The organism is Rhizobium sp. 05L429 (assembly GCF_056397645.1).
This window is the reverse complement of sequence record NZ_JBFTNV010000006.1, coordinates 148,363-169,035: the sequence shown is the minus strand read 5'-3', so window position 1 is coordinate 169,035 and position 20,673 is coordinate 148,363. Positions and strand designations below refer to the sequence as shown.

The following is a 20,673-nucleotide window of genomic DNA, read 5'->3' as shown; positions in this document are numbered from 1 at the left end:
TAAACGATAAGAGGGAAAAAACGATGCGCCCAGCCCTGCCCGTGCTTCTGAGCCTTACCGGCGGTTATGTCGATACCGCCGGCTTCCTGGCGCTTGGCGGCCTCTTTCCCGCCCACGTCACCGGCAACTTCGTGACGCTGGGCGCGGCGCTCACCCACGGGACATCAGGCATCATCGCCAAGCTTCTGGCTCTGCCCGTCTTCTGCCTGACGATCCTCCTGCTGCGTTACATCACGCACAATGTCCCGGCCGGCGACGAGAAGGGCCTGCGCATCCTGCTCGTCATCAAGCTTATGTTCCTCATTGCCGGCGGCGCCTGCGCCATCTGGCTGTCGCCCTTTACCAACCCGGACGGCCTGCCGCTGGTCGCGACCGGCATGCTGCTCGTCGTCGCCATGGCGATCCAGAACGCCGCTCACCGCATCCATCTCGGCGCAGCACCCCCGAGCACGCTGATGACCGGCACCACGACACAGATCATGATCGACCTCGCCGACCTCGCCCATGGCAGTGCCGGCGATCAGGCAAAACCCCTAAAGACCCGCCTGTCGCGCATGGTGGTCGCTGTTTTCGCCTTCGCGCTCGGCTGCGGTCTTGCCGCTCTGCTTTACGCCACCGTCGGCACCTGGTGCTTTGCTCTGCCGCCGCTCTTTGCGCTCGTCTCGGTCTGCCTTGCCTTCGCTGGCCCTCAAACCGCCTGAAGCAGGTCGCGCAAAATTGGGCAGCGGTTTTGCGATTGCGACTTGCGTCAAACAAGGACTTGAGGATAGCTGAGCGCCTGGGAATGAAAGCAGAACAACTTTCTGGTCTTTCCTTCCCGAATCACTACATTACGCGGCATGAGCAATAGTTTCGACGATATGCCCTTCTTCGACGAGGAACCGGGCGAAACGCCGCGCAAGCCGCAACAGCCCGCCGCACCCGCCGGAAGAGCACCTGCCGCCGCCGGCGGTATCGCCGCCCGCGCCATGGCAGCCCGCGATGGCGGTCGCGCCGATTATCTCGCCGGCCTCAACCCGGAACAGCGTGAAGCAGTCGAGACGCTGGAAGGCCCAGTTCTCGTGCTCGCCGGCGCCGGCACCGGCAAAACGCGTGTGCTCACCACTMGCATCGCCCATATCCTGTCGACCGGCCGCGCCTTCCCTTCGCAGATCCTGGCAGTGACCTTCACCAACAAGGCAGCGCGCGAGATGAAGGAGCGCATCGCGGTTCTCGTCGGCGGCGCCGTCGAAGGCATGCCCTGGCTCGGCACCTTCCACTCGATCGGCGTGAAACTTCTGCGCCGCCACGCCGAACTTGTCGGCCTGCGCTCCGATTTCACCATTCTCGACACCGACGATGTCATCCGCCTCATCAAGCAGCTGATCCAGGCCGAAGGCCTCGACGACAAGCGCTGGCCGGCCAAGCAGTTCGCCGGCATGATCGATACCTGGAAGAACAAGGGCCTCGGCCCCGCCGATATTCCGGAAGGCGATGCGCGCGCTTTCGCCAATGGCCGCGGGCGCGATCTCTATTTCGCCTATCAGAACCGCCTGTCGACGCTGAACGCCTGCGATTTTGGCGATCTCCTGATGCATCCGATCGCGATCTTCCGCAAGCAGCCGGATCTGCTCAAGGAATATCACCAGAAATTCCGCTACATCCTCGTCGACGAGTATCAGGACACCAACACGGCCCAGTACATGTGGCTGCGGCTTCTCGCCCAGCGCCCCAAGGGCGAACTGCAGAATGTCTGCTGCGTCGGCGACGACGACCAGTCGATCTACGGTTGGCGCGGCGCGGAAGTGGACAATATCCTGCGCTTCGAGAAGGACTTCCCCGGCGCCAAGGTCATCAAGCTCGAGCGCAACTATCGTTCGACCGCCCATATCCTCGGCACAGCCGCCCATCTGATCACCCACAATGAAGGTCGCCTCGGCAAGACGCTCTTCACCGATCGCTCCGATCCGGATGATGCCAAGGTGCAGGTGCATGCCTCCTGGGATTCCGAGGAAGAAGCCCGCGCCATCGGCGAGGAAATCGAGCGCCTGCAACGCGGCGATGCCGACGGCAGGAAGCATCTGCTCAACGACATGGCGATCCTCGTGCGCGCTTCCTTCCAGATGCGTGAATTCGAAGACCGCTTCGTCACCCTCGGCCTGAACTACCGCGTCATCGGCGGCCCGCGATTTTACGAGCGCCTCGAAATCCGCGACGCCATGGCCTATTTCCGGCTGGTCTCGCAGGGCGCCGATGACCTCGCCTTCGAGCGCATCGTCAACACCCCGAAGCGCGGCCTGGGCGACACGACAGTGCGCGCCCTGCACGACTATGCCCGCGCCCGCAACATTCCGATGCTCGCGGCCGCCGCCGACATCATCGAGACGGACGAACTGAAGCCCAAGGCCCGCAAAGCCCTCTTCGACGTGATTCAATCTTTCCGGCGATGGCAGGAACTGCTTGAAAACACACCACATACCGAGCTCGCCGAGCAGATTCTCGAAGAATCCGGCTATACCGACATGTGGAAGAACGACAAGAGCGCCGAAGCGCCAGGTCGGCTGGAAAACCTCAAGGAACTCATCCGCTCGATGGAGAGCTTCGAATCCATGCGTGGCTTCCTGGAGCACGTCTCGCTGGTCATGGATGCCGAGACCAACGAGAACCTCGACGCTGTCTCCATCATGACGCTGCACTCTGCCAAGGGCCTGGAATTCGACACGGTCTTCCTGCCCGGCTGGGAAGAAGGCCTTTTCCCGCATCAGCGCTCCCTCGATGAAACCGGCCGCGCCGGCCTGGAGGAAGAACGCCGTCTGGCCTATGTCGGCATCACCCGCGCCAAACACCGCTGCCACATCTGGTTCGTCTCCAACCGCCGCATCCACGGCCTCTGGCAGTCGACCATTCCCTCGCGCTTCCTCGACGAACTGCCGGAAACCCATGTCGAAGTCGCCGAGATGGAGCAGAATTACGGCGGCTACGGCCGCGGTGGCGGTTACGGCCAGTCGCGCTTCGACAAGGCCGATCCCTTCGCCAACTCCTATTCGACGCCCGGCTGGAAACGCGCCCAGGCCAACAAGACCGACGCCACCCGTGACAACTGGGGCAGCCGCTCCGGCCATGCGGTGGAGCGCATTGGCTACGGCGAAAGCGGCCCTCGCGGTCGCACCATCGAGGGCGAACTGGTAGCGAAATCCACTGCCACCGAGCCCTCGCGCTTCGTCATCGGCGACCGCGTCTTCCACATCAAATTCGGCAACGGCTCCATATCAGGCATCGAAGGCAACAAGCTGACGATCGATTTCGACCGCGCCGGCCAGAAGCGCGTGCTCGACGGCTTTGTGGAGCGGGTTTGACCGTTCCATCGCCTTGGCCTTTCCAGGGAATCACAGGCCCAGCTTTTCGCTCTTCTCCAGATGACAAAACGCCGCTTTGACCCGACTCGCAAACAGGCATAGCCCGATCACTGCCCGCCCATGAAAGGCAGGCTTCACAAGACCTTCAAAGGAGGTTCAAGTGACCAGTGTTTCAGCCTTGGGCAGCGCGCTGACCCAGTATAAAGTCCCCCTCAATCCACTCGACACGAACGGCGACGGTGTCGTCTCGGCAGACGAACTTGCCGCCGCTTCCCGGTCCTCAACAACCAACGCCTCGACGGCTGGTAAATCCTCCGCCGGCGACGACGATTCTTCCGGCTCCGATGTCGTCCAGAAGATCACAGCCGACATTCTGAAGCTCATGCTACAGCTCCAGAAGACGGACGACAGCGACAGCCAGTCCGGCACCGATGCCGATGGGGACGGTTCCAAGGGAGCACTCGCTGCCCTGGATTCGAATGGCGACGGCAAGCTCACCACCTCGGAAATTCTTTCGGCCGACCCGCAGAAGATTGCCGCTGCCGTCGGTGACGATGATGACAGCGGCCTGATGGCCAAAGTCCTGACCGACATGCAGACTGCGCTTCGCGCATACCAGACGACCTATGGCAACTCGCCCGCCGCTGCCGGCGACAGCGACCAGACGGCCTGACGCAATGAGGCTCCGCCGGGGGAGCCTCGCTGAACAGGCAAAACGCTTTGATAGGCGCAGAGACAGCCTCCCCGCGCCCTCCGCTTGTGCTGGCGTGATTTATCGGAGAGGTTGCCAACATGATTGACCCTTCTTCCATCGACATGAAAGTCTTGCGGCAGATCGGCTGGGATCATTGGGATCCGATCGGCATCAGGAAATGGAAAGATCCGGTGTGGCGCGAAGCTGCAGCCGACGAATACGATTCCTACCTTCTCCGCGCCGCCGGCATGATTCTCCAAAACTCTTCGCTGGAAACAGTTGCGGCTTACCTAGACGAGATCGTCGTCATCAATATGGGGCTTGGGCCTGTTAGTGCTGCAATTCATGGCGCGTCGGTTCGAACCGTCGAAGCGATGGCCGCCTGTCTTCGAAGCGAATCTCACGACGCACGAGATGTCCAATGACGGCAATACCCACGCTACAAACCGAACGACTGATCCTGCGGCCTCCAGTGATGGAAGACTGGCCGGCCTACCACGCCCTGATGATCACCGATCGCGCCCTCTACATGGGCGGCCCGCACTCGACCAAGGCGGCCTGGGGCATGTTTTGCCATGACGTTGCCCTATGGACGCTTGAGGGCCACGGCGCCCTGATGATGGAGGATCGCGCCACAGGAGAATGCCTCGGCCAGGTCGGGATCAACTACGGCCCGCTTTTCCCGGAGCGTGAGCTGGGCTGGCTCGTCTATCGGCAAGCCGAGGGCAAGGGCTATGCCTACGAGGCCGCTGTCGCCTTGCGCGACTGGGCCTTTGCGGTGCGCGGTCTGAAGACGCTGGTGAGCTACATCGCCCCCCAGAATGCGCGGTCGATCCGGCTTGCCGAACGACTGGGCGCCATACCGGATGCGATGGCGGAGCGTCAGGCCGGCGATGAGGACGATCTGGTGTTCAGGCATCCGGTCCCATAGTGCATGCATAAACTCTAATACAAAAGGCGAGATACTTGTCGAATTCGCGTATAGGACGAGCATCACCAGAAAAATTACTTTATGCTGCCATTTGCCACCCTTCATACTAGAAATAGCACTTGCGCGTTGCCTCCCAGAAATCCACTAGTTGATTGCGCTGACACCGGTTGGCATTTTGCAGTGCGATATGCGTAAGGATGGCTTGATGAAGGCGTTGCTGCTCGTCGATATTCAGAATGGTTTCTGTCCCGGAGGCAATCTGCCGGTTCTCGATGGCCATGAAGTCGTTCCCGTCGCCAACAGCCTCATCGATAGCGGCAAGTACGATCTGATCGTCGCCTCGCAGGATTGGCATCCGGCCGATCACGGCAGTTTCGCCTCCTCCCACACCGACAAGAACCCTTTCGAAATGGGCGAACTCTCCGGCAAGCCGCAGATGCTGTGGCCGGATCACTGCGTGCAATATACGCGTGACGCCGAACTACACCCACAGCTCCACTCGGCGCAGATCGACCTCATCCAGCAGAAGGGCGAAAACAGAAACGTCGACAGCTAYTCCGCCTTCCGCGACAACGATCAGCATGCCCTGACAGGTCTTGCCGATTTCCTGGTTGATCAGGGTGTCACCGAACTCGACGTCTGCGGGCTGGCGACCGATTATTGCGTGAAATTCTCCGCGCTCGATGCGCTGGAACTGATCCCTGGCGTCAAGGTACGCTTCATCGAGGATGCGAGCCGCGGCATCACGCCTGAAGGTGTAGCCGCGGCGATCGACGAAATGCGTGGACACGGCATCGCCTTGGTCAACAGTGCGGACGTTTTAAGCGAATAGGCGGCTCGTCGCCTTATTTCAGCAGGTAGGCGTCGAATGTCTCATCGCTTCCGGCAGTCGGCCCGAATCGCTTCAGGAGGCTTGTCGCACTCCGGAACGCGGAAATATTCTCCGGTGTGAGAGACAATTCCCAAACGTAGCTTTCCCGTACTGAGAGGGGCGCAGTAATCTGGTCAAGCCGTTGCGAAAGAAGGATGACGACAGGCACTCCCTCGCTTTGCCGCAAGTGGTTGGCCGTCTGCAGTATATCGGCAAGGCTGAGCGACAGGCGAGCGTTGCGGGTAAATCGCACGGTATTGCCGAAACGCTCTTCGCGCATGAGATAGGCGCGATTGGAGATGTAATAGGGCAAGGGTTCCACGAGATAATCGGGATCCGCGATGATAATCGCATCCTTGAGATCGGGGCGCGATTGCATAAGCGCGCCGAAATCCTTGCTTCGGCTCATCGGTATATCGGCAATGAAAGTCTGGTAAACCTTTTCGAGGCCGGATACGACCTGCAGCGACAACACAATCAGGAAGCACAGCTGCCCGATCCTTACGACGCGGCTCGCAGCGTCGTTGCCGGCAATGACCGGCGCCCTGTGCGGAGAACGTGAGGTCAAGGCGGTCATCGCGAGCATGAAAACCAGCCAGAGCGCCTGATGCCTGTATCCACCGGGATAGACAAAGGTAAAAAGCAGGCAAAGTCCGAGCAGCACACCCCCCGCCGCGATCATCGCTGGCGGCCGGTTCACCAATCCCAATAGGCTGCCATAGAGGAGAACGGACATCAGCGACACGAAAATGCCGTAGAGCGCCGGGTGCACACGCATCAGATTCAAAACATAGGCGGGATAAAACGCCACAAAATTCGAGCCGGGAGCGAGGATAGCACGAAGGGCGAGCGAGACGGGATTCTGCCCGCCGAGATCGAGCGTAGCAGCATCATTGAAGGTCGGATAGACCGTCAAGATACATAGGATGACGCCAATCGCGGCAATGACAACGCTTGTCGCAAAGGCCCGGCAGCTCTCGAATGTGGGCCTTGGCCGCTCCTGAATGAGATCGAAAAACCAGTAGKTGAAAAAACCACCGATCAGGATGACCGAATGTACGTTAGTGTTCGCTAGCAAGGCAAACAACAGGCCGAGCAACAATCCGTTGCTCTTCCTCTTCTCCAGATCACCACGATCAGGAAGACAAAAAGCATGCTGATGCCGTAATTTCGCGACATCGCGGCATATTCGAAAATCGAAAAGTTGCCGAACAATGCCAAAAGCATAACGGGACGCGGAAGTTCCAGCCTGAAAACAACCAGATAGGCTGAAACCGCCGCAACCGCCAGCGCGACGATCTTCAGGACGACAGGCGAGCCGACCACGCTATAGCCGGTGCGCAGCAGAATGTGCCAAAGGGCAGGATGTCCGTCGCCGCGCACATGGCGAAGCATATCGAACAAGTTGTCGCCCTGAAGAGCGAACGACAATGCGCGAACCTCATCACGCCAGACGACTTCGGACCAACAAAGCGCCGATGCCAGCGCCAACCAGACGACAAAGATCAGCGTCTTGCCGACTGTGGCCGAACGGGAACCATCAATATCGGAGACAATCGCAGCCAAACAACGCGAAACCTGGTGGATGAAAGTGCTGCCACGATATCCGTGCGGCCATAATTTAGCGTTAAGCAATGAGCAAGCTCGAGCAACCTTTGCTGAGGTCTAGAACTTCTCGTACCTCTCGATAAGCTGAATGTCATCGACTACGTCTTCCATCCTCTTCAGGAACGCGGCCTGCGCATCTCTGACTCCTCGGTTGTAGAAGTACGGGCAGATTTCCTCAGCGAAAAAGTCGAGCAGGAATTCCGCCGGCAGGGCGCCGATCGGATCGAGCTCACGGTCGAAATAAGCCCGGATGCGCGAAACGATTTCCGCTTTTTCTTCCTTCGTAAATTCGATCTTCTTCATTGTCTCCCTCACCTCGCCGGTGACGTAAACCGGTAACGCTTCAGCAAAATCGATTGATGAATCAAGGAAATTCAATTGCCGCAGCAGGTGAGACACCATAGAGGGAAATTTCAATTCCAATAGGATGAATTCCCATGAATCGCGCCGACTTTGTCGAAGGTGTGCGGGGTGGATTTGCCGTGGCACTCGCCTCTGCCCCCTTCGGAGCGCTGTTCGGCGCCCTTGCAGCCGAGCAGGGCATGTCGCTCTCCGAACTCACCTTCATGAGCGCCACCGTCTACGCGGGCGCAAGCCAGATGGTCGGCATAGAGCTCTTCGGCCATGATGTTCAGGCTTGGGTGATCGTGCTGTCGATCCTCGCCGTCAACTTCCGTCACGTGCTCTATTCGGCAGCGATCGCCCGCTACATCGGGCATTTCACGGCCATCCAGAAGTTCTTTACCTTCTTCCTGCTGGTCGATCCCCAATTTGCCGAGACCGTCAAGCGTGGCGAAGCAGGTCAGCCGGTTACCTTCACCTGGTATCTCGGCTTCGGCATCGTCATCTACATCCCGTGGGTTCTCATCAGCCTCCTCGGCGGCATGCTCGGCTCCTTCATCGGCGATCCCAAGACGATCGGCCTCGATATCCTCCTGCCGGCCTATTTCCTCGCCATCGTCCTCGGCTTCCGCAAGCGTGACAATTTTCTGGCTGTGGCGCTGACGAGCGCTGTCGCCTCCGTCATCGCCTATCATTTCGTCGGTTCCCCATGGCATGTGAGCCTGGGTGCTGCGGCCGGCATTCTGCTTGCTGCGCTGATGCCCCTGCCCACCCAGGAGCCGGATCTCGAAGCCGACGCCCTCAACACCGAAAACCACGAGGTCTGAGATGGAATTCGATCTCCACATGGCTCTCGTGATCCTCGCCGCCGCAGCCGCGACCTTCGCGACCCGCATCGGCGGCTACATCATGATCACCCGCATGAAGCGCATTCCGCCGCGCATGGAAGCGGCGCTGAATGCCGTACCGGCGGCAGTGCTGACGACGCTCGTAGCCCCCGCCTTTTTCATGGGCGGCTGGGATTCGAAACTGGCGCTCGCCGTCGCCCTCGTCATCGGCTTGCGCTTCTCACACACATGGATGCTCGTGGCCGCCTGGATCATCGTGATGATCTGGCGGCACACGATCGGTATTTAAGACCGCCGATCAGTATTCCAGCGGCAGCGTCGCGTTCTCCAGCCATGCCTTGACGTCACGGTCATGGATCAGAGGCATCAACGCTTCGCGCGTTTGGTGGTGATAGTCGTTGAACCAGTGCAACTCATCATGCGTCAGCAATTCCGGAATGACGAGGCTGCGGTCGATCGGGCAGAAGGTCAGCGTGTCGAAGCCGAGCATCGGCATATCGCCCCCATCGATGGCTTCGGCCTCCCGCACATAGATCAGGTTCTCGATGCGGATGCCGAAATGGCCCGGCCGGTAGTAGCCCGGCTCGTTGGACAGGATCATGCCCGGCAGCAGCTCCTGCGTCGACAGCCGCGAAATGCGCTGCGGCCCCTCGTGAACCGAAAGATAGGATCCGACGCCATGCCCCGTGCCATGCGCGAAATCGGCCCCTGCCCGCCATAGCGCAACGCGAGCCAGCGGATCGAGGTCGCAACCACGCGCACCCTTCGGGAAACGCGCCGTGCTGATCTGAATCATGCCCTTCAGCACCAGCGTGAAGAAGCGCTTGTGCTCCTCGCTGACGGTGCCGATGCCAACCGTGCGGGTAATATCCGTCGTGCCATTGATATACTGCGCACCGGAATCGATCAGGAACAGTTCTCCCGCCTGGATGTGCCGGTCGGTCGCCGTCGTCACCCGGTAATGCATGATCGCCGCATGTTCGCCGGTACCCGAGATCGTGTCGAAGGAAATATCCTTCAGCGGGTTCTGCATGCTCTTACCGACCTTGGCGCGGGCCGCCTCCAGCCGCTCGGCTGCACCGATCTCGGTGATCGTGCCGGGCTTGCTCTGCGACAGCCAGTAGAGGAATTCCACCATGGCAGCCCCATCCTGCAGATGGGCGGCGGCCGAGCCATTGATCTCGACGCTGTTCTTCACGGCTCGCGGCAGCTTTGCCGGATCGACACCCTCCACGACCTCGCCGCCCGCCTTGCGAATGATCTCGGCGAGTGCATAGGAGGTGATATCAGGATCGATGAGGATACGGCCGCCATCCTTGGCGACGGCTGCAAGCTTCTCATCCAGCAGCGAGGGCGCAAGCTGGGTGGAGATCTGTGCCAGATAGGCTTCCGGCTCGATGCTGGTCTTGCGCTTATCGAGGAAGAGCTCCGCCTTGCCGTCTGCATGGATGATGGCGCGCGCCAGAGGATGCGGCGTATGCGGCACGTCTGCGCCGCGGATGTTGAAAATCCAGGCGATGGAGGACGGATCGGCGATAAGCACCGCCTTCAGGTTCTTGTCTCCGAGATCGGAGGCGATGGTGGCGATCTTGTCCTTGGCGAGAATACCTGATTGCGCCACGTTCTGGATGACGACAGCGCCAAGCGGCTCTGCCGGCCGGTCGGCCCAGAGCCTGTCGAGCGGATTGTGCGGCAGGAAGACCAGCGCACCGCCGATTTCGGAGAGCGCCTTTTCGAGCTTGCGCACTTCCGCACCCGAATGCAGCCACGGATCGATGCCGAGCTTCAGCCCCTTCTTGCCATGCGCCGGCAACCAGACGTGCGGCGGCTCGTTGACAAGATCGCCGCCGGTGAAAACCGAGCCGTCCACCTGCTCGGCAAGCTGCGTCACATAGCGCCCGTCGACATAGACGATCGCATCCGTCCGGGTGATCAGCGCAATGCCCGCCGAGCCGGTGAAACCTGTCAGCCACGACAGCCGCTCCGCGCAGGCAGGCACATACTCGCCATTATATTCATCGGCGCGCGGCACGAGAAAAGCGTCGATGCCGAGTGCATCGAAACTGGCGCGGAGTGCGGATACCCGTTCCCTGCCGAATTGCGGCGTGGAGGTGACTTCGAAAGACTGGAACATGCTGGAAACCCGAATGAGTGAGACGAATCCGGTTAATGGGATAGCGGCCATGTTAGCGAAATTTCAGTCATTAGGGAGAAAAAGCGACACGAAGCACCGAGAAGCCGCCTGCCGCCCAATAATTTGGCAGAAATGTGTCTCGATCTGAGAAACTGGCACGCTTCATGCATTGCGCGCATGGCTCCCATGAAACAAACCCTCTGCCGCTGCATGAAGGAATAGCTATATAGAGCCCATCGAACGGTTCACGACGAACCACCAACAAAGGATTTCTTGAAATGACCGCCTCTCTCTCGCGCTTCGCTTACAGCAGCCCGGTACAGGCTGGCGAACGCCAGACTGTGCGTCACGTCATCGGCGCCCGCCGCCCGCAGAATGAGGATAGCCTCAAGATGCTCGCAGCAGGCCAGCGTTCCACGCGCCACAAGGGCGCACCGAGCTACGCATTCTGAGCTTAAAGCCTTTCCGATCCTCCTCCCTCCACCGGACAGGCCTATCGGAATGCAGTAGTGCCCGCTCGAGCATCCTCCTCCTTCGAGCTCGCGGGCAAGACCGGATTTAAATGCCGGTCCAAGGCGGTGCCTCTGGCACCGCCTTTTTTCTTGTTCGTAATTCGCTGAGATTACGGGTGATCGAGATGGATCGTCACCCAGCCATTGCGCCAGATCGTGCGCACGTGGCGAAGCTTCGCGCCATTATAGGCGGCAATCACCTTCCAGCGCTGGCTGGCAAGGATGCCGGATAGAATCACCGATCCGCCCGGCGCCAGATTGGTGACGAGCTGCGGCGCCATCCTGATCAGCGGCCGCGCCAGAATATTGGCGATGATGAGGTCGAAAGGTCCATGCTCGGAAAAGGCGGTCGAGTGGAAGCCGGGTGCGGTCACCGTGCTGATGCCGCTGGCAATGCCGTTGCGGCGGACATTCTCGGCCGCGACGCGAATGGCAATGGGGTCGATATCGGTCGCGAGAACGGGAATGTTGCGAAGCTTGCGCACGGCAATCGCCAGCACGCCACTGCCGGTACCGAGATCCAGCGCATTGCGCACCGTGCGCGCCCGAAGCACCCGGTCGATCACCTCCAGGCAGCCGGCCGTCGTGCCGTGATGGCCGGTGCCGAAAGCCTGGCCGGCATCGATCTCGATGGCAATATCGCCTGTGCGGAGCTTGTCGCGATCATGCGAGCCATGCACGAGAAAGCGCCCTGCCCTGACGGGCTTCAGCCCTTCCAGGGATTTTGAAACCCAATCCACATCAGGGATAACCTCACGCGACAGCGCCGCATCGGGAAATGCTTGGCTCAGCGCCGCCTCGACGCGAGAGCGCACGTCCGCCTCGTCCTCCGCCATCATGTAGACAGAGGCTTCCCATATATCTTTCTTTTCGTCGATCTCGGTGGTGYCGATGGCAAAATCTTCTTCGCCGAAGACCTCGCCCAGAAGGTCGAGAATTTCCTCGGCCTGCTTCTCGGTCGTCGATACGTAAAGGCGAATTTCACTCACGATAGGCGGTCTTTCCGGTTGCGCCGCCCGCTCCCGGTTCCAACATATTCAGCGACCGGTCATCCCTTGGCGACGAGATTCTCAAGCTTCTTTATCGCCGTATCCGGGTTTTCGCCATAGGAGATCGTTCCCGCAAAGCGCCCGGACGAATCGAGAAGGAAAACCGAGGCCGTATGGTCCATCGTGTAATCGCCGTTAGGATTGTTCTCGTCGACCGGCACCTTCTTGGCATAGACGCGGAAGCCCTTGATGACCTCGGCGATCTTGTCCGGCGCGCCGGAAATACCCGTAATGCGCTTGGAAACGTTGGAGACGTACTGGTTCATGATGTCAGGCGTATCGCGCTCGGGATCGACGGTCACGAAATACGCCTGCAGCTTGTTGCCCGAGGGATCGACCTTTTCCATCCAGCCGTTGAGCTCGAAGAGCGTCGTCGGGCAGACCTCGGGGCAATGCGTAAAGCCGAAGAACAAGGCGGTGGGCTTGCCACGCAAGGCCTGCTCCGTAATCGGCTGGCCGCTCTGCGATACCAGCGTGAACGGCACGCCGAACGGCCCCTCGGCCACCACCTCCCGCGTCCGGCTCTGGTCCAGAGTAAACCAGCCGAGCACACCGGCAAGCGCGAGCACTGCGATCCAGACGGCGATACGGAAATTCTTCATGATACGTTCCTTGATGCGCGGGTGCCCCACCCGTCTCGCCCGTGTGATTATAGTCGCGATCGCGGACGCGCAATTCAAGAATGCGTTTTCTCACCCGTGATTAATTGCCCCAGCTTGATGAATGCCAAATGCGGGCAAATATCCTGAGAAAAACTTGTACAAAACAAATTATCGCGCCTTTCTAACGGCTTGCGGCCACCACCCCGAAGCAACGCTGGAAAAACATCGTTAGGAAAAGCTTAATCGCGGATATCTATATTTAGTAATGCATACAGTGCTTCAGCGCTGTTCTGACATGACGTCGGCCGGGCATGAACCGGATCAGCATAAAAATCGAGGGAATGGAACCGCCTGGGGCGGAGGGTGGCTTTATGACAAATTCGACGGTTCGCAGAAACCTTTCGGTCGGGCAGCGGCTATGGATGCTCGGCGGCGCTGCCTTTATCGGCTTCGGCTCAATGCTCGGCATCGGCTGGTACGAAAACACACAGGTCGATATCGCCCTGGGCCGCGCCGATGAGATCCAGCAGAGCGTCGATCATATCAACGACATGCGCGTCGCCAATTTGACCCTGATACTCGCCGCTATGGATACGATCGTCGACAAGGACGACAAGACCATCCAGCCGGACCGTCTGAAGCTCGTTGCCGACTCGCTTGCAGCGCTCTCCAGCGGTGCGAAGGAAATGGGCGCCCTCGCCGAGGAGCTGAAAGCCGGCGACTTGCTGAAAAGCTACGATTCCGATGTAGCCGGGCTTCGTCAGGCTATCCAGGTGGACCTCACGGCGCTCGTCGAACAGGGTGCCTCGGATGCCGAATTCGATAAGATCGACGACCGCATCGACGCTGCCGGCGACAAACTGACCGCCACCCTCGATAAATTCGCCGATGACGGCACCGTCTTTGCCCGCAGACACATCGAAAGCGCCAACGAGACCTCCCACAACTCGCTGGTCATCCAGATCATGCTTGGCGTCATCGCCATCCTTACCATGGCCGCGCTGCAATATATTCACGGCGGCTCCATCCGCCGCGGCATCGCCGCCGTGCGCGAAAGCATGCTGCGCATCATGAACGGCGATTTGAGCAGCAATGTTGCCGGCAAGGAACGCGGCGACGAGATCGGCGAAATGGCCCGCGCCGCCGAAAGCTTCCGACTTGCCGCCATCGAAAAGATTGATATGGAGGCTCGTACCGAGACCGACCGCCAGCGCAGCGACGCCGAGCGCCGAGAGCGCGAATCTGCCAAGCTCGCCGATGCAGAGGCGCTGAGCGCCGCCGTCATGGCACTCGCTCAAGGCCTCACCCGCCTTGCCAAGGGCGATCTGACCGCGAGCATCGACCAGCCCTTCCGCGACGAGCTGGAAAGGCTGCGTCAGGACTTCAACCAGACCGCCTTGCGCCTGCGTCAGGCGATGGGCGATATTGCCTTGAACAGCACGTCCATCCAGGCCAACAGCCGCCAGATGAGCGCCGCCGCAGACGATCTTGCCAAGCGCACCGAGCAGCAGGCAGCCTCATTGGAAGAGACGTCAGCAGCTCTGGACGAGATCACAGCCACCGTCCGCAACGCCACCAGCCGCGCCGAGGAAGTCGGCAACATGGTCGCTCATACTCGGCAGAATACCGAGAAATCCGACGCAATCGTCGGTGATGCAATGGCGGCGATGGAGCGAATCGAAGGCGCCTCCCGCGAGATCGGCACCATCATCAACGTCATCGACGAGATTGCTTTCCAGACGAACCTGTTGGCACTCAACGCGGGCGTCGAAGCGGCGCGTGCGGGCGAAGCCGGCAAGGGCTTTGCGGTCGTCGCCCAGGAAGTCCGCGAATTGGCCGGCCGCGCGGCGGGAGCAGCCAAGGATATCAAGACCTTGATCGGAAAATCCGGCGCCGAAGTCAAAATCGGCGGCGAACTGGTGACGGCCGCCGGCGAGGCTTTGCGCCAGATCGGCGAAGATGTTTTGCGCATCGACGGTCATGTTAAATCAATCGTAACCTCTGCGCGCGAACAATCGGTTGGACTGAACGAGATCAATACAGCCATCAGCCAGATGGATCAGGTGACGCAGAAGAATGCGGCCATGGTGGAAGAAACGAACGCCGCCAGCCACACTCTTGCAACCGATGCGGAAAACCTGACGCAGCTGGTACGGCAGTTCAATATCGGCGAGGGCATGAGCGCCCGTCAAACGCCGCGAGAAGCCTCCGCAGCCTCGCATCCGAAGTCTTCACCCGCACGGCGCCTTATGGGCAAGGTTGCGGGCGCATTCACCGGCGGCGCAGCCGCCAGGACACTCGCCTCCTCTCCCGCCGGGGACAACTGGGAAGAATTCTGATCATGAACAACAACAACGCCATCAAGCAGTCGGGTGCCTATCTCGAAATCGTTTCGTTTCATCTGGGCGATCAGGAATTCTGCATCGACATCATGGCCATCCGCGAAATCCGCGGCTGGGCACCGGTGACGCCGATGCCGCATACCCCGCCCTACGTCCTCGGCCTCATCAACCTTCGCGGTGCGGTGATCCCGGTCATCGACATGGCCTGCCGCCTCGGCATGAAGATGACGGAGCCGTCGGAGCGTTCCGCCATTATCGTTACCGACATCGCCGGCAAGCTGGTCGGCCTGCTGGTCGAACAGGTCTCCGACATGATGACCATCAAGAGTGAGGACCTTCAGCCGCCGCCGGAAATCATCCCGGAAGCCCAGCGCGCCTTCTGCCGCGGCATCGTCGCCCTCGAAAAGACCATGGTTTGCTTCCTCAACCTCGACACCGTCATCGCCGACGAACTGTCCCGCGAAGCCGCCTGAACGCTCTTCCTGTCTGGTATCAGAAGGCCCGGCTCGTCCGGGCCTTTTTCATTGCGGCTTGCCATTCTTCCAGACGACATCCTGCCCGTAGAGCGGGATCGTCGAAATCGACATCTTCGCCGAGCCGTCCGTGAGCTCCCGCGAATGAGCGAGATAGATCAGCGTATTGTTGGCCTTGTCGTAGATGCGGTTGACCGCCAGCGTCTTCCAGATCAGCGACATGCCCTGGCGAAACACCTCGTTGCCATCCTTGGAGAGATCGATATTGCCGATCTCGATCGGCCCCGTCTGACGGCAGGCGATGGAGTTGTTGGAAGGATCTTCGAACCAGTTGCCGTTCTTGAAGCGATCGATGAGGCTGCGGTCGAAATAGGTCACGTGGCAGGTCACGCCCTTCACTTCGGGGTCGGAGACCGCCTCGATGATGATATCGTTGCCGATCCAGTCGACCCCGACCTTGCCGACGACTTCTGCAGAAGTCGCACCTGCGGAAACGGTCAGGAATGTTGCAGCGAAAAAAAGATTGCGGAAAGCGAACATGGCAACTCCCGTGTTGATCCCGCTAAGATAAGAAGGGCCAAACCCTTTGCAAGAAAGCGAGGGCTCAGCCCTTGCGGCAGGTGCAAGGCTCGTAGCCGGCAGACATGAGCCTGCCGGGCTTCATGCCGATCAGTCCGGGAATCGCAGCAACCGTCGCCGCCTTGACCGCTCTCGCCATCTCGATGGCCGCTGCCGCGCAGACGGCAGCATCTTCAGCCGCATTGTGATGGACGAAACGCAGGCCGAGATGCTCGGCGATCAGGTTCAGCCGGTGCGACAGAAAATGCGGCCAGATGCGCTGCGCCATCTTCAGGCTGCAGAGATAGGTGAGTTCCGGATAGGATTGCCGGTAGAGATCGAGACTCGCCCGCCAGACGCTGAAATCGAAAGCGGCGTTGTGGGCGATCATCGTCGCACCCCTGAAGTCGTCATGGAACTCGTCCATGACCTCAGGAAACTCCGGCGCATCCTCCACATGCTCCGGACGGATGCCGTGGATGGCAATATTCATCCCGGAGAAGCGCATGTCCCGCGGGCGGATCAACCGCTCCTCGACCCGCGTTACCTGCCCGTCCTTAATCCAGGCAAGGCCGACCGAGCAGGCGCTGCCGCGCTGTTCGTTGGCTGTCTCGAAATCGATGGCGATGGTTGTCAAGGCAGATATCCGAATCGTCTGTTCCTACCGGAATAAAGATAGCCGCAACCGAAGGCAAATTTTGACCTGTTGACATCTGCACGCAAATGGCGAAACTTCCGCCCATGATCAACTCTATGACCCACGCCATGCATCTCATCACCACGACCCTTGCAGGGTACGCGGGAGCGATGGTGCGTCACTAGCAGCCGATCATTCCCGAAAACCCTGCCGAGGCGAGCAGGGTTTTCTGAAAAATCCGCTCTCCTCTTTTCAAACCAAGGAGAGCATGATGTTAGCCAATCAGGATATCCCGCCCAAGAAGCCTTCTGTGAAGGGCCTCACCGTTCGCGCGTTGCGTGTAAGCGATGCCGAAGCTCTCACTGATCTGATCAACCTGCCGGGCTACCGCGCCGGCACGCTGCGCCCGCCCTTTCAAAGCATCGACGCGGTGCGCAAGCGCATGGAATCCCCCTCGCTCGGCGCGCTCAATCTCGTCGTCGAACTCGACGGCAAGCTCGTCGCCAATGCCGGCATGAACCGCTTCGAAGGACGGCGCCAGCACGCCGCCAGCCTCGGCATGGGTGTGCACGACGATTTCACCGGCCGCGGCGTCGGGACCTTCCTGATGGCCGCCATGGTCGATGCTGCCGACAATTGGCATGACATCAAGCGGCTGGAGCTGACCGTCTATACGGACAATGACGCGGCCGTCCGTCTCTACGAAAAATTCGGCTTCGAGAAGGAAGGCCTGCTCAGGTCCTTCGGCTATCGCGACGGGCAATATGTCGATGCCTATACGATGGCGCGGCTGAGGGGCTGAAAGGGATCGGCAGGTACCAACGACGGACAGAGGCCGCTAACTTCTCTTCCGTCATCCTCGGGCTTGTCCCGAGGATCTGCTACATATCGACAGGCAGTAGATCCTCGGGACAAGCCCGAGGATCACGCCAAATAATGACTGGCATACGAAAAACAGAAAAGCTCGTCGGCTGCCGCCGTCCGCTATCCGCCGATCAACGCCAGCCACTCGTCCTCGTCCATCGTCTGGACGCCGAGTTCGCGGGCCTTGTCGAGCTTGGACCCGGCACCGGGGCCTGCAACGACGATGTCGGTCTTTTTGGAGACGGAGCCCGCCACCTTGGCGCCGAGGCCTTCCGCCCTCGCCTTTGCCTCTTCACGCGTKAACTTCTCCAGCGAACCGGTGAAGACGACGGTCTTGCCGGCAACGGGGCTGCCCGACGTGACCGGCTGTTCGGCCTCCTGCGGCGTCACCTCGTCGAGCAGCCGGCCGATCACCTCGATATTGCGCGGCTCCTTGTAGAATTCGACGATGGCGCGCGCCACGACCTCGCCGATGCCCTCGATGGCGTTGAGCTCGTTCCAGGCATCGCCGGAAAGAACAGCTGCTTCCTTCATCGCCGCGGCAAAGGCCTCGTAGCTGTTGTAGGAGCGCGCCAGCAGCTTTGCGGTCGTCTCGCCTACATGGCGGATGCCGAGCGCGTAGATGAAACGGTGAAGGGCAATGCTGCGCCGCTCGTTGATCGCCGCATAGAGCTTGCCGACGCTGACCTTGCCGAAACCGTCGATGTTCTCCAGCTTGGTGATCGACTGCTGCTGGCGCTTCTCCAGCGTGAAGATATCGGGTGCGGTGCGGATCTGCAGCGCCGGATCCTCATTCTCGAAGAAGAAATCCACCTGCTTGGAGCCGAGCCCTTCAATATCGAAGGCATTGCGCGAGACGAAATGCTTCAACTCCTCCGTCGCCTGCGCCCGGCAGATGAAGCCACCAGTGCAGCGGGTAACGGAATCGAGCTTGCCGGTCTTCTCGTGCCGTTCACGCACCGCATGCGAACCGCAGACCGGGCACACCTTCGGAAACTGATACGGCTGCGCATCGGCCGGCCGCTTTTCCATGACGACGTCGAGCACCTGCGGGATCACGTCGCCGGCGCGCTGCACGATGATGGTGTCGCCGATGCGGATATCGTGCTCCTCCTCGCGGATGCGCTCGCCGCTATTGCCGATACCCTTGATGTAATCCTCGTTATGCAGCGTCGCATTGGTCACGACCACACCGCCGACGGTGATCGGCGTCAACCGCGCGACCGGCGTCAGCGCGCCCGTACGGCCAACCTGGATGTCAATCGCATCGACAACAGTGAAGGCCTGTTCGGCAGGGAATTTGTGCGCGGTCGCCCAGCGCGGGCTACGCGAGCGGAAGCCGAGGCGCTGCTGCAGTTCGAGGCTGTCGACCTTATAGACGACACCGTCGATATCGTAATCGAGATCCGGCCGTTCGAGGCCAATCTCGCTGTAATGGGCAAGGATATCGTCAACCGAGTTCAGTCGCTTCATCAGCGGATTGACCGGGAAACCCCAGCTTTTGAAGGCCTCGACCATGCCCATCTGCGTATCGGCAGGCATGTCCGACATCTCGCCCCAGGCATAGGCGAAGAATCTCAGTTTGCGGCTCGCCGTTACCTTCGCATCGAGCTGGCGCAGCGACCCCGCGGCCGTATTGCGCGGATTGACGTAAGTCTGCTTGCCCTCGGCCTCCATCTGGGCGTTCAGCGCCATGAAGTCGCTCTTGGCCATGTAGACCTCGCCGCGCACTTCCACGACGGATGGAGCCCCCTTCGGCAGCTCGTTCGGGATTTCCTTGATGGTGCGGATATTGGCGGTAACGTTCTCGCCCGTCGTGCCGTCGCCGCGGGTCGCGCCCGTCACCAGCTTGCCGTTCTCATAGCGGATCGACATGGAAAGCCCGTCAATCTTCGGCTCGGCGGTGAAGGCGATGGAATTGTCAGGCAGGCGGCCAAGGAAGCGATAGACGCTCGCAACGAAGTCGCGCACATCTTCCTGCGAGAAAGTGTTGTCGAGCGACAGCATCGGCCGGGAATGGACGACCGGCGCGAAGGTGGCGGAAGGGGCTGCACCGACCCGGCGCGACGGGCTGTCTTCGCGGATGAGTTCGGGGAAGCGCGCCTCGATCGCATCGTTGCGGCGCTTCAGCGCGTCATAATCCGCATCGGAAATCTCCGGCTGGTCCTTGCCATGATAGAGCGCGTCGTTACGCGCGACCTCCTTGGCCAGCCGTTCCAGTTCGATGGCAGCGTCTTCAAGGGTCAGGTCCTCAACAGCGACGGATTCGGTCGACATGCAGCTTCACTCCAGAGAATCTGCAATGGTTTTAGAGCAAAATTCCGCGATTGAAATAGCACCAACGTTTTGAAATCATGGCCGCGCATTGCGCAGCCTTATGGCACTGAGATGCAGCGTGCTGTCTCTCAGGGCCTTCAGCGGCGTCAGGCTGTCGACGACGCGAAGTTCGATGCCGCGCAGAGTAAACTCCCGGTCGAGATGGGACACGGCAGTGAGTGCAAGTGGCGTGACGGTCCTGCGAGACACCCACATTCCCGCATCCTGCAGGTCCTCGAAATCATCTGTCGGCATCTCGTAGCGCTGGATGGTTTCACTCTGCAGCCTCTCCAGCCAGCCGCGCTCGATATAGGCGGCACCCCGCCAGCTACCGAGCAATGTCAGGTCGTCCGCAGTTGTCTCCGGCTTCGACCAGATCAGGATACGCGGGCAATCGCGGGGAAAGAGATACATGAAGTCGTTGATATCATCGATCGCCCAGACGAGCGGGCCATTCAGCCATTCCATTCCCGCCAGACGCTCCGAGGGAACGCGCACGGGGCGCGGCTCAAAGACCGCAATAGTGGGATCATCGCTGAAATGGAAAAGCCGCATGA

The 20,673-nt window shown here is 60.2% G+C and carries 20 protein-coding genes and 1 pseudogene; 12 read left to right on the top strand and 9 right to left on the bottom strand.

All coding sequences use genetic code 11. From position 1 onward, the window contains the following. Nucleotides 1–23: 23 nt before the first annotated feature. The 6 genes from AC1DNW_RS08440 (at nucleotide 24) to pncA (ending at nucleotide 5,792) form a co-directional block, all read left to right on the top strand. Nucleotides 24–701 (top strand): YoaK family protein, encoded by a 678-nt coding sequence (locus AC1DNW_RS08440; RefSeq protein ID WP_113300131.1) that lies wholly within the window; start codon nucleotides 24–26, stop codon nucleotides 699–701. Between the two features lie 138 nt (nucleotides 702–839). Further along, nucleotides 840–3,335: an ATP-dependent helicase gene (locus AC1DNW_RS08435; RefSeq protein ID WP_477852435.1), complete on the top strand. Its 2,496-nt coding sequence runs from the start codon at nucleotides 840–842 to the stop codon at nucleotides 3,333–3,335. A gap of 160 nt (nucleotides 3,336–3,495) precedes the next feature. Then, nucleotides 3,496–4,008, top strand: coding sequence for a hypothetical protein (locus tag AC1DNW_RS08430; RefSeq protein WP_113308082.1), 513 nt, complete (start codon nucleotides 3,496–3,498; stop codon nucleotides 4,006–4,008). A 119-nt stretch (nucleotides 4,009–4,127) separates the two neighbouring features. Further along, complete coding sequence (locus tag AC1DNW_RS08425) at nucleotides 4,128–4,454, top strand: hypothetical protein (RefSeq protein ID WP_113308081.1); 327 nt, start codon at nucleotides 4,128–4,130, stop codon at nucleotides 4,452–4,454. Next, on the top strand, nucleotides 4,451–4,960 hold the full coding sequence (locus AC1DNW_RS08420; protein ID WP_113308080.1) for a GNAT family N-acetyltransferase: 510 nt from the start codon (nucleotides 4,451–4,453) through the stop codon (nucleotides 4,958–4,960). Before AC1DNW_RS08425 ends, AC1DNW_RS08420 begins: the two co-directional genes overlap by 4 nt. Nucleotides 4,961–5,165: 205 nt before the next feature. Next, nucleotides 5,166–5,792 (top strand): bifunctional nicotinamidase/pyrazinamidase, encoded by a 627-nt coding sequence (pncA, locus tag AC1DNW_RS08415; protein WP_113308099.1) that lies wholly within the window; start codon nucleotides 5,166–5,168, stop codon nucleotides 5,790–5,792. A 13-nt stretch (nucleotides 5,793–5,805) separates the two neighbouring features. Here the strand turns inward: pncA and AC1DNW_RS08410 are convergent. Together AC1DNW_RS08410 and AC1DNW_RS08405 are read right to left on the bottom strand one after the other, a co-directional pair. Continuing rightward, nucleotides 5,806–7,397, bottom strand: a pseudogene (locus AC1DNW_RS08410) (hypothetical protein). 99 nt (nucleotides 7,398–7,496) lie between these two features. Then, nucleotides 7,497–7,742, bottom strand: coding sequence for a DUF2164 domain-containing protein (locus AC1DNW_RS08405; RefSeq protein ID WP_113308098.1), 246 nt, complete (start codon nucleotides 7,740–7,742; stop codon nucleotides 7,497–7,499). Nucleotides 7,743–7,876: 134 nt separating this feature from the next. On the opposite strand from AC1DNW_RS08405, the gene AC1DNW_RS08400 reads away from it, so the two are divergent. Both AC1DNW_RS08400 and AC1DNW_RS08395 read left to right on the top strand, forming a co-directional pair. After that, nucleotides 7,877–8,608, top strand: coding sequence for an AzlC family ABC transporter permease (locus tag AC1DNW_RS08400; protein WP_113308078.1), 732 nt, complete (start codon nucleotides 7,877–7,879; stop codon nucleotides 8,606–8,608). Between the two features lies 1 nt (nucleotide 8,609). Beyond that, the gene (locus AC1DNW_RS08395) at nucleotides 8,610–8,918 is read left to right on the top strand and encodes an AzlD family protein (RefSeq protein ID WP_113300125.1); all 309 of its coding nucleotides are present in this window, start codon (nucleotides 8,610–8,612) and stop codon (nucleotides 8,916–8,918) included. Between the two features lie 9 nt (nucleotides 8,919–8,927). Here the strand turns inward: AC1DNW_RS08395 and AC1DNW_RS08390 are convergent, their stop codons facing one another. After that, nucleotides 8,928–10,763, bottom strand: coding sequence for an aminopeptidase P family protein (locus AC1DNW_RS08390; RefSeq protein WP_113308097.1), 1,836 nt, complete (start codon nucleotides 10,761–10,763; stop codon nucleotides 8,928–8,930). A gap of 278 nt (nucleotides 10,764–11,041) precedes the next feature. Here AC1DNW_RS08390 and AC1DNW_RS08385 point away from each other — a divergent pair, with 278 nt between their 5' ends. After that, nucleotides 11,042–11,215: a hypothetical protein gene (locus AC1DNW_RS08385; protein ID WP_477852433.1), complete on the top strand. Its 174-nt coding sequence runs from the start codon at nucleotides 11,042–11,044 to the stop codon at nucleotides 11,213–11,215. A 170-nt stretch (nucleotides 11,216–11,385) separates the two neighbouring features. Here AC1DNW_RS08385 and AC1DNW_RS08380 read toward each other — a convergent pair whose 3' ends face one another. Both AC1DNW_RS08380 and AC1DNW_RS08375 read right to left on the bottom strand, forming a co-directional pair. Further along, nucleotides 11,386–12,264: a 50S ribosomal protein L11 methyltransferase gene (locus AC1DNW_RS08380; RefSeq protein ID WP_477852432.1), complete on the bottom strand. Its 879-nt coding sequence runs from the start codon at nucleotides 12,262–12,264 to the stop codon at nucleotides 11,386–11,388. Between the two features lie 59 nt (nucleotides 12,265–12,323). Next, entirely contained in the window at nucleotides 12,324–12,926 is a 603-nt protein-coding gene (locus AC1DNW_RS08375; protein WP_113308076.1) for an SCO family protein, read from the bottom strand. Between the two features lie 371 nt (nucleotides 12,927–13,297). Here AC1DNW_RS08375 and AC1DNW_RS08370 point away from each other — a divergent pair, with 371 nt between their 5' ends. Together AC1DNW_RS08370 and AC1DNW_RS08365 are read left to right on the top strand one after the other, a co-directional pair. After that, nucleotides 13,298–15,265 (top strand): methyl-accepting chemotaxis protein, encoded by a 1,968-nt coding sequence (locus AC1DNW_RS08370; protein WP_113308075.1) that lies wholly within the window; start codon nucleotides 13,298–13,300, stop codon nucleotides 15,263–15,265. Between the two features lie 2 nt (nucleotides 15,266–15,267). After that, entirely contained in the window at nucleotides 15,268–15,741 is a 474-nt protein-coding gene (locus AC1DNW_RS08365) for a chemotaxis protein CheW (RefSeq protein ID WP_007814360.1), read from the top strand. Between the two features lie 48 nt (nucleotides 15,742–15,789). Here the strand turns inward: AC1DNW_RS08365 and AC1DNW_RS08360 are convergent, their stop codons facing one another. Both AC1DNW_RS08360 and AC1DNW_RS08355 read right to left on the bottom strand, forming a co-directional pair. After that, nucleotides 15,790–16,281 (bottom strand): CreA family protein, encoded by a 492-nt coding sequence (locus AC1DNW_RS08360; RefSeq protein WP_113308074.1) that lies wholly within the window; start codon nucleotides 16,279–16,281, stop codon nucleotides 15,790–15,792. 64 nt (nucleotides 16,282–16,345) lie between these two features. Beyond that, nucleotides 16,346–16,936, bottom strand: coding sequence for a 3'-5' exonuclease (locus tag AC1DNW_RS08355; RefSeq protein WP_113300119.1), 591 nt, complete (start codon nucleotides 16,934–16,936; stop codon nucleotides 16,346–16,348). Nucleotides 16,937–17,207: 271 nt separating this feature from the next. Between AC1DNW_RS08355 and AC1DNW_RS08350 the strand changes: the two genes are divergently transcribed. Beyond that, complete coding sequence (locus AC1DNW_RS08350) at nucleotides 17,208–17,738, top strand: GNAT family N-acetyltransferase (protein ID WP_113308073.1); 531 nt, start codon at nucleotides 17,208–17,210, stop codon at nucleotides 17,736–17,738. Nucleotides 17,739–17,920: 182 nt separating this feature from the next. Here AC1DNW_RS08350 and ligA read toward each other — a convergent pair whose 3' ends face one another. Next, a complete protein-coding gene (gene ligA / locus AC1DNW_RS08345; RefSeq protein ID WP_477852430.1) occupies nucleotides 17,921–20,077 on the bottom strand; it encodes an NAD-dependent DNA ligase LigA in 2,157 nt (718 codons plus the stop codon). Between the two features lie 75 nt (nucleotides 20,078–20,152). Continuing rightward, nucleotides 20,153–20,671 carry a DUF6886 family protein gene (locus AC1DNW_RS08340; protein WP_113308071.1) on the bottom strand — a complete coding sequence of 173 codons (519 nt, stop codon included), beginning with the start codon at nucleotides 20,669–20,671 and terminating at the stop codon, nucleotides 20,153–20,155. Nucleotides 20,672–20,673: the final 2 nt, after the last annotated feature.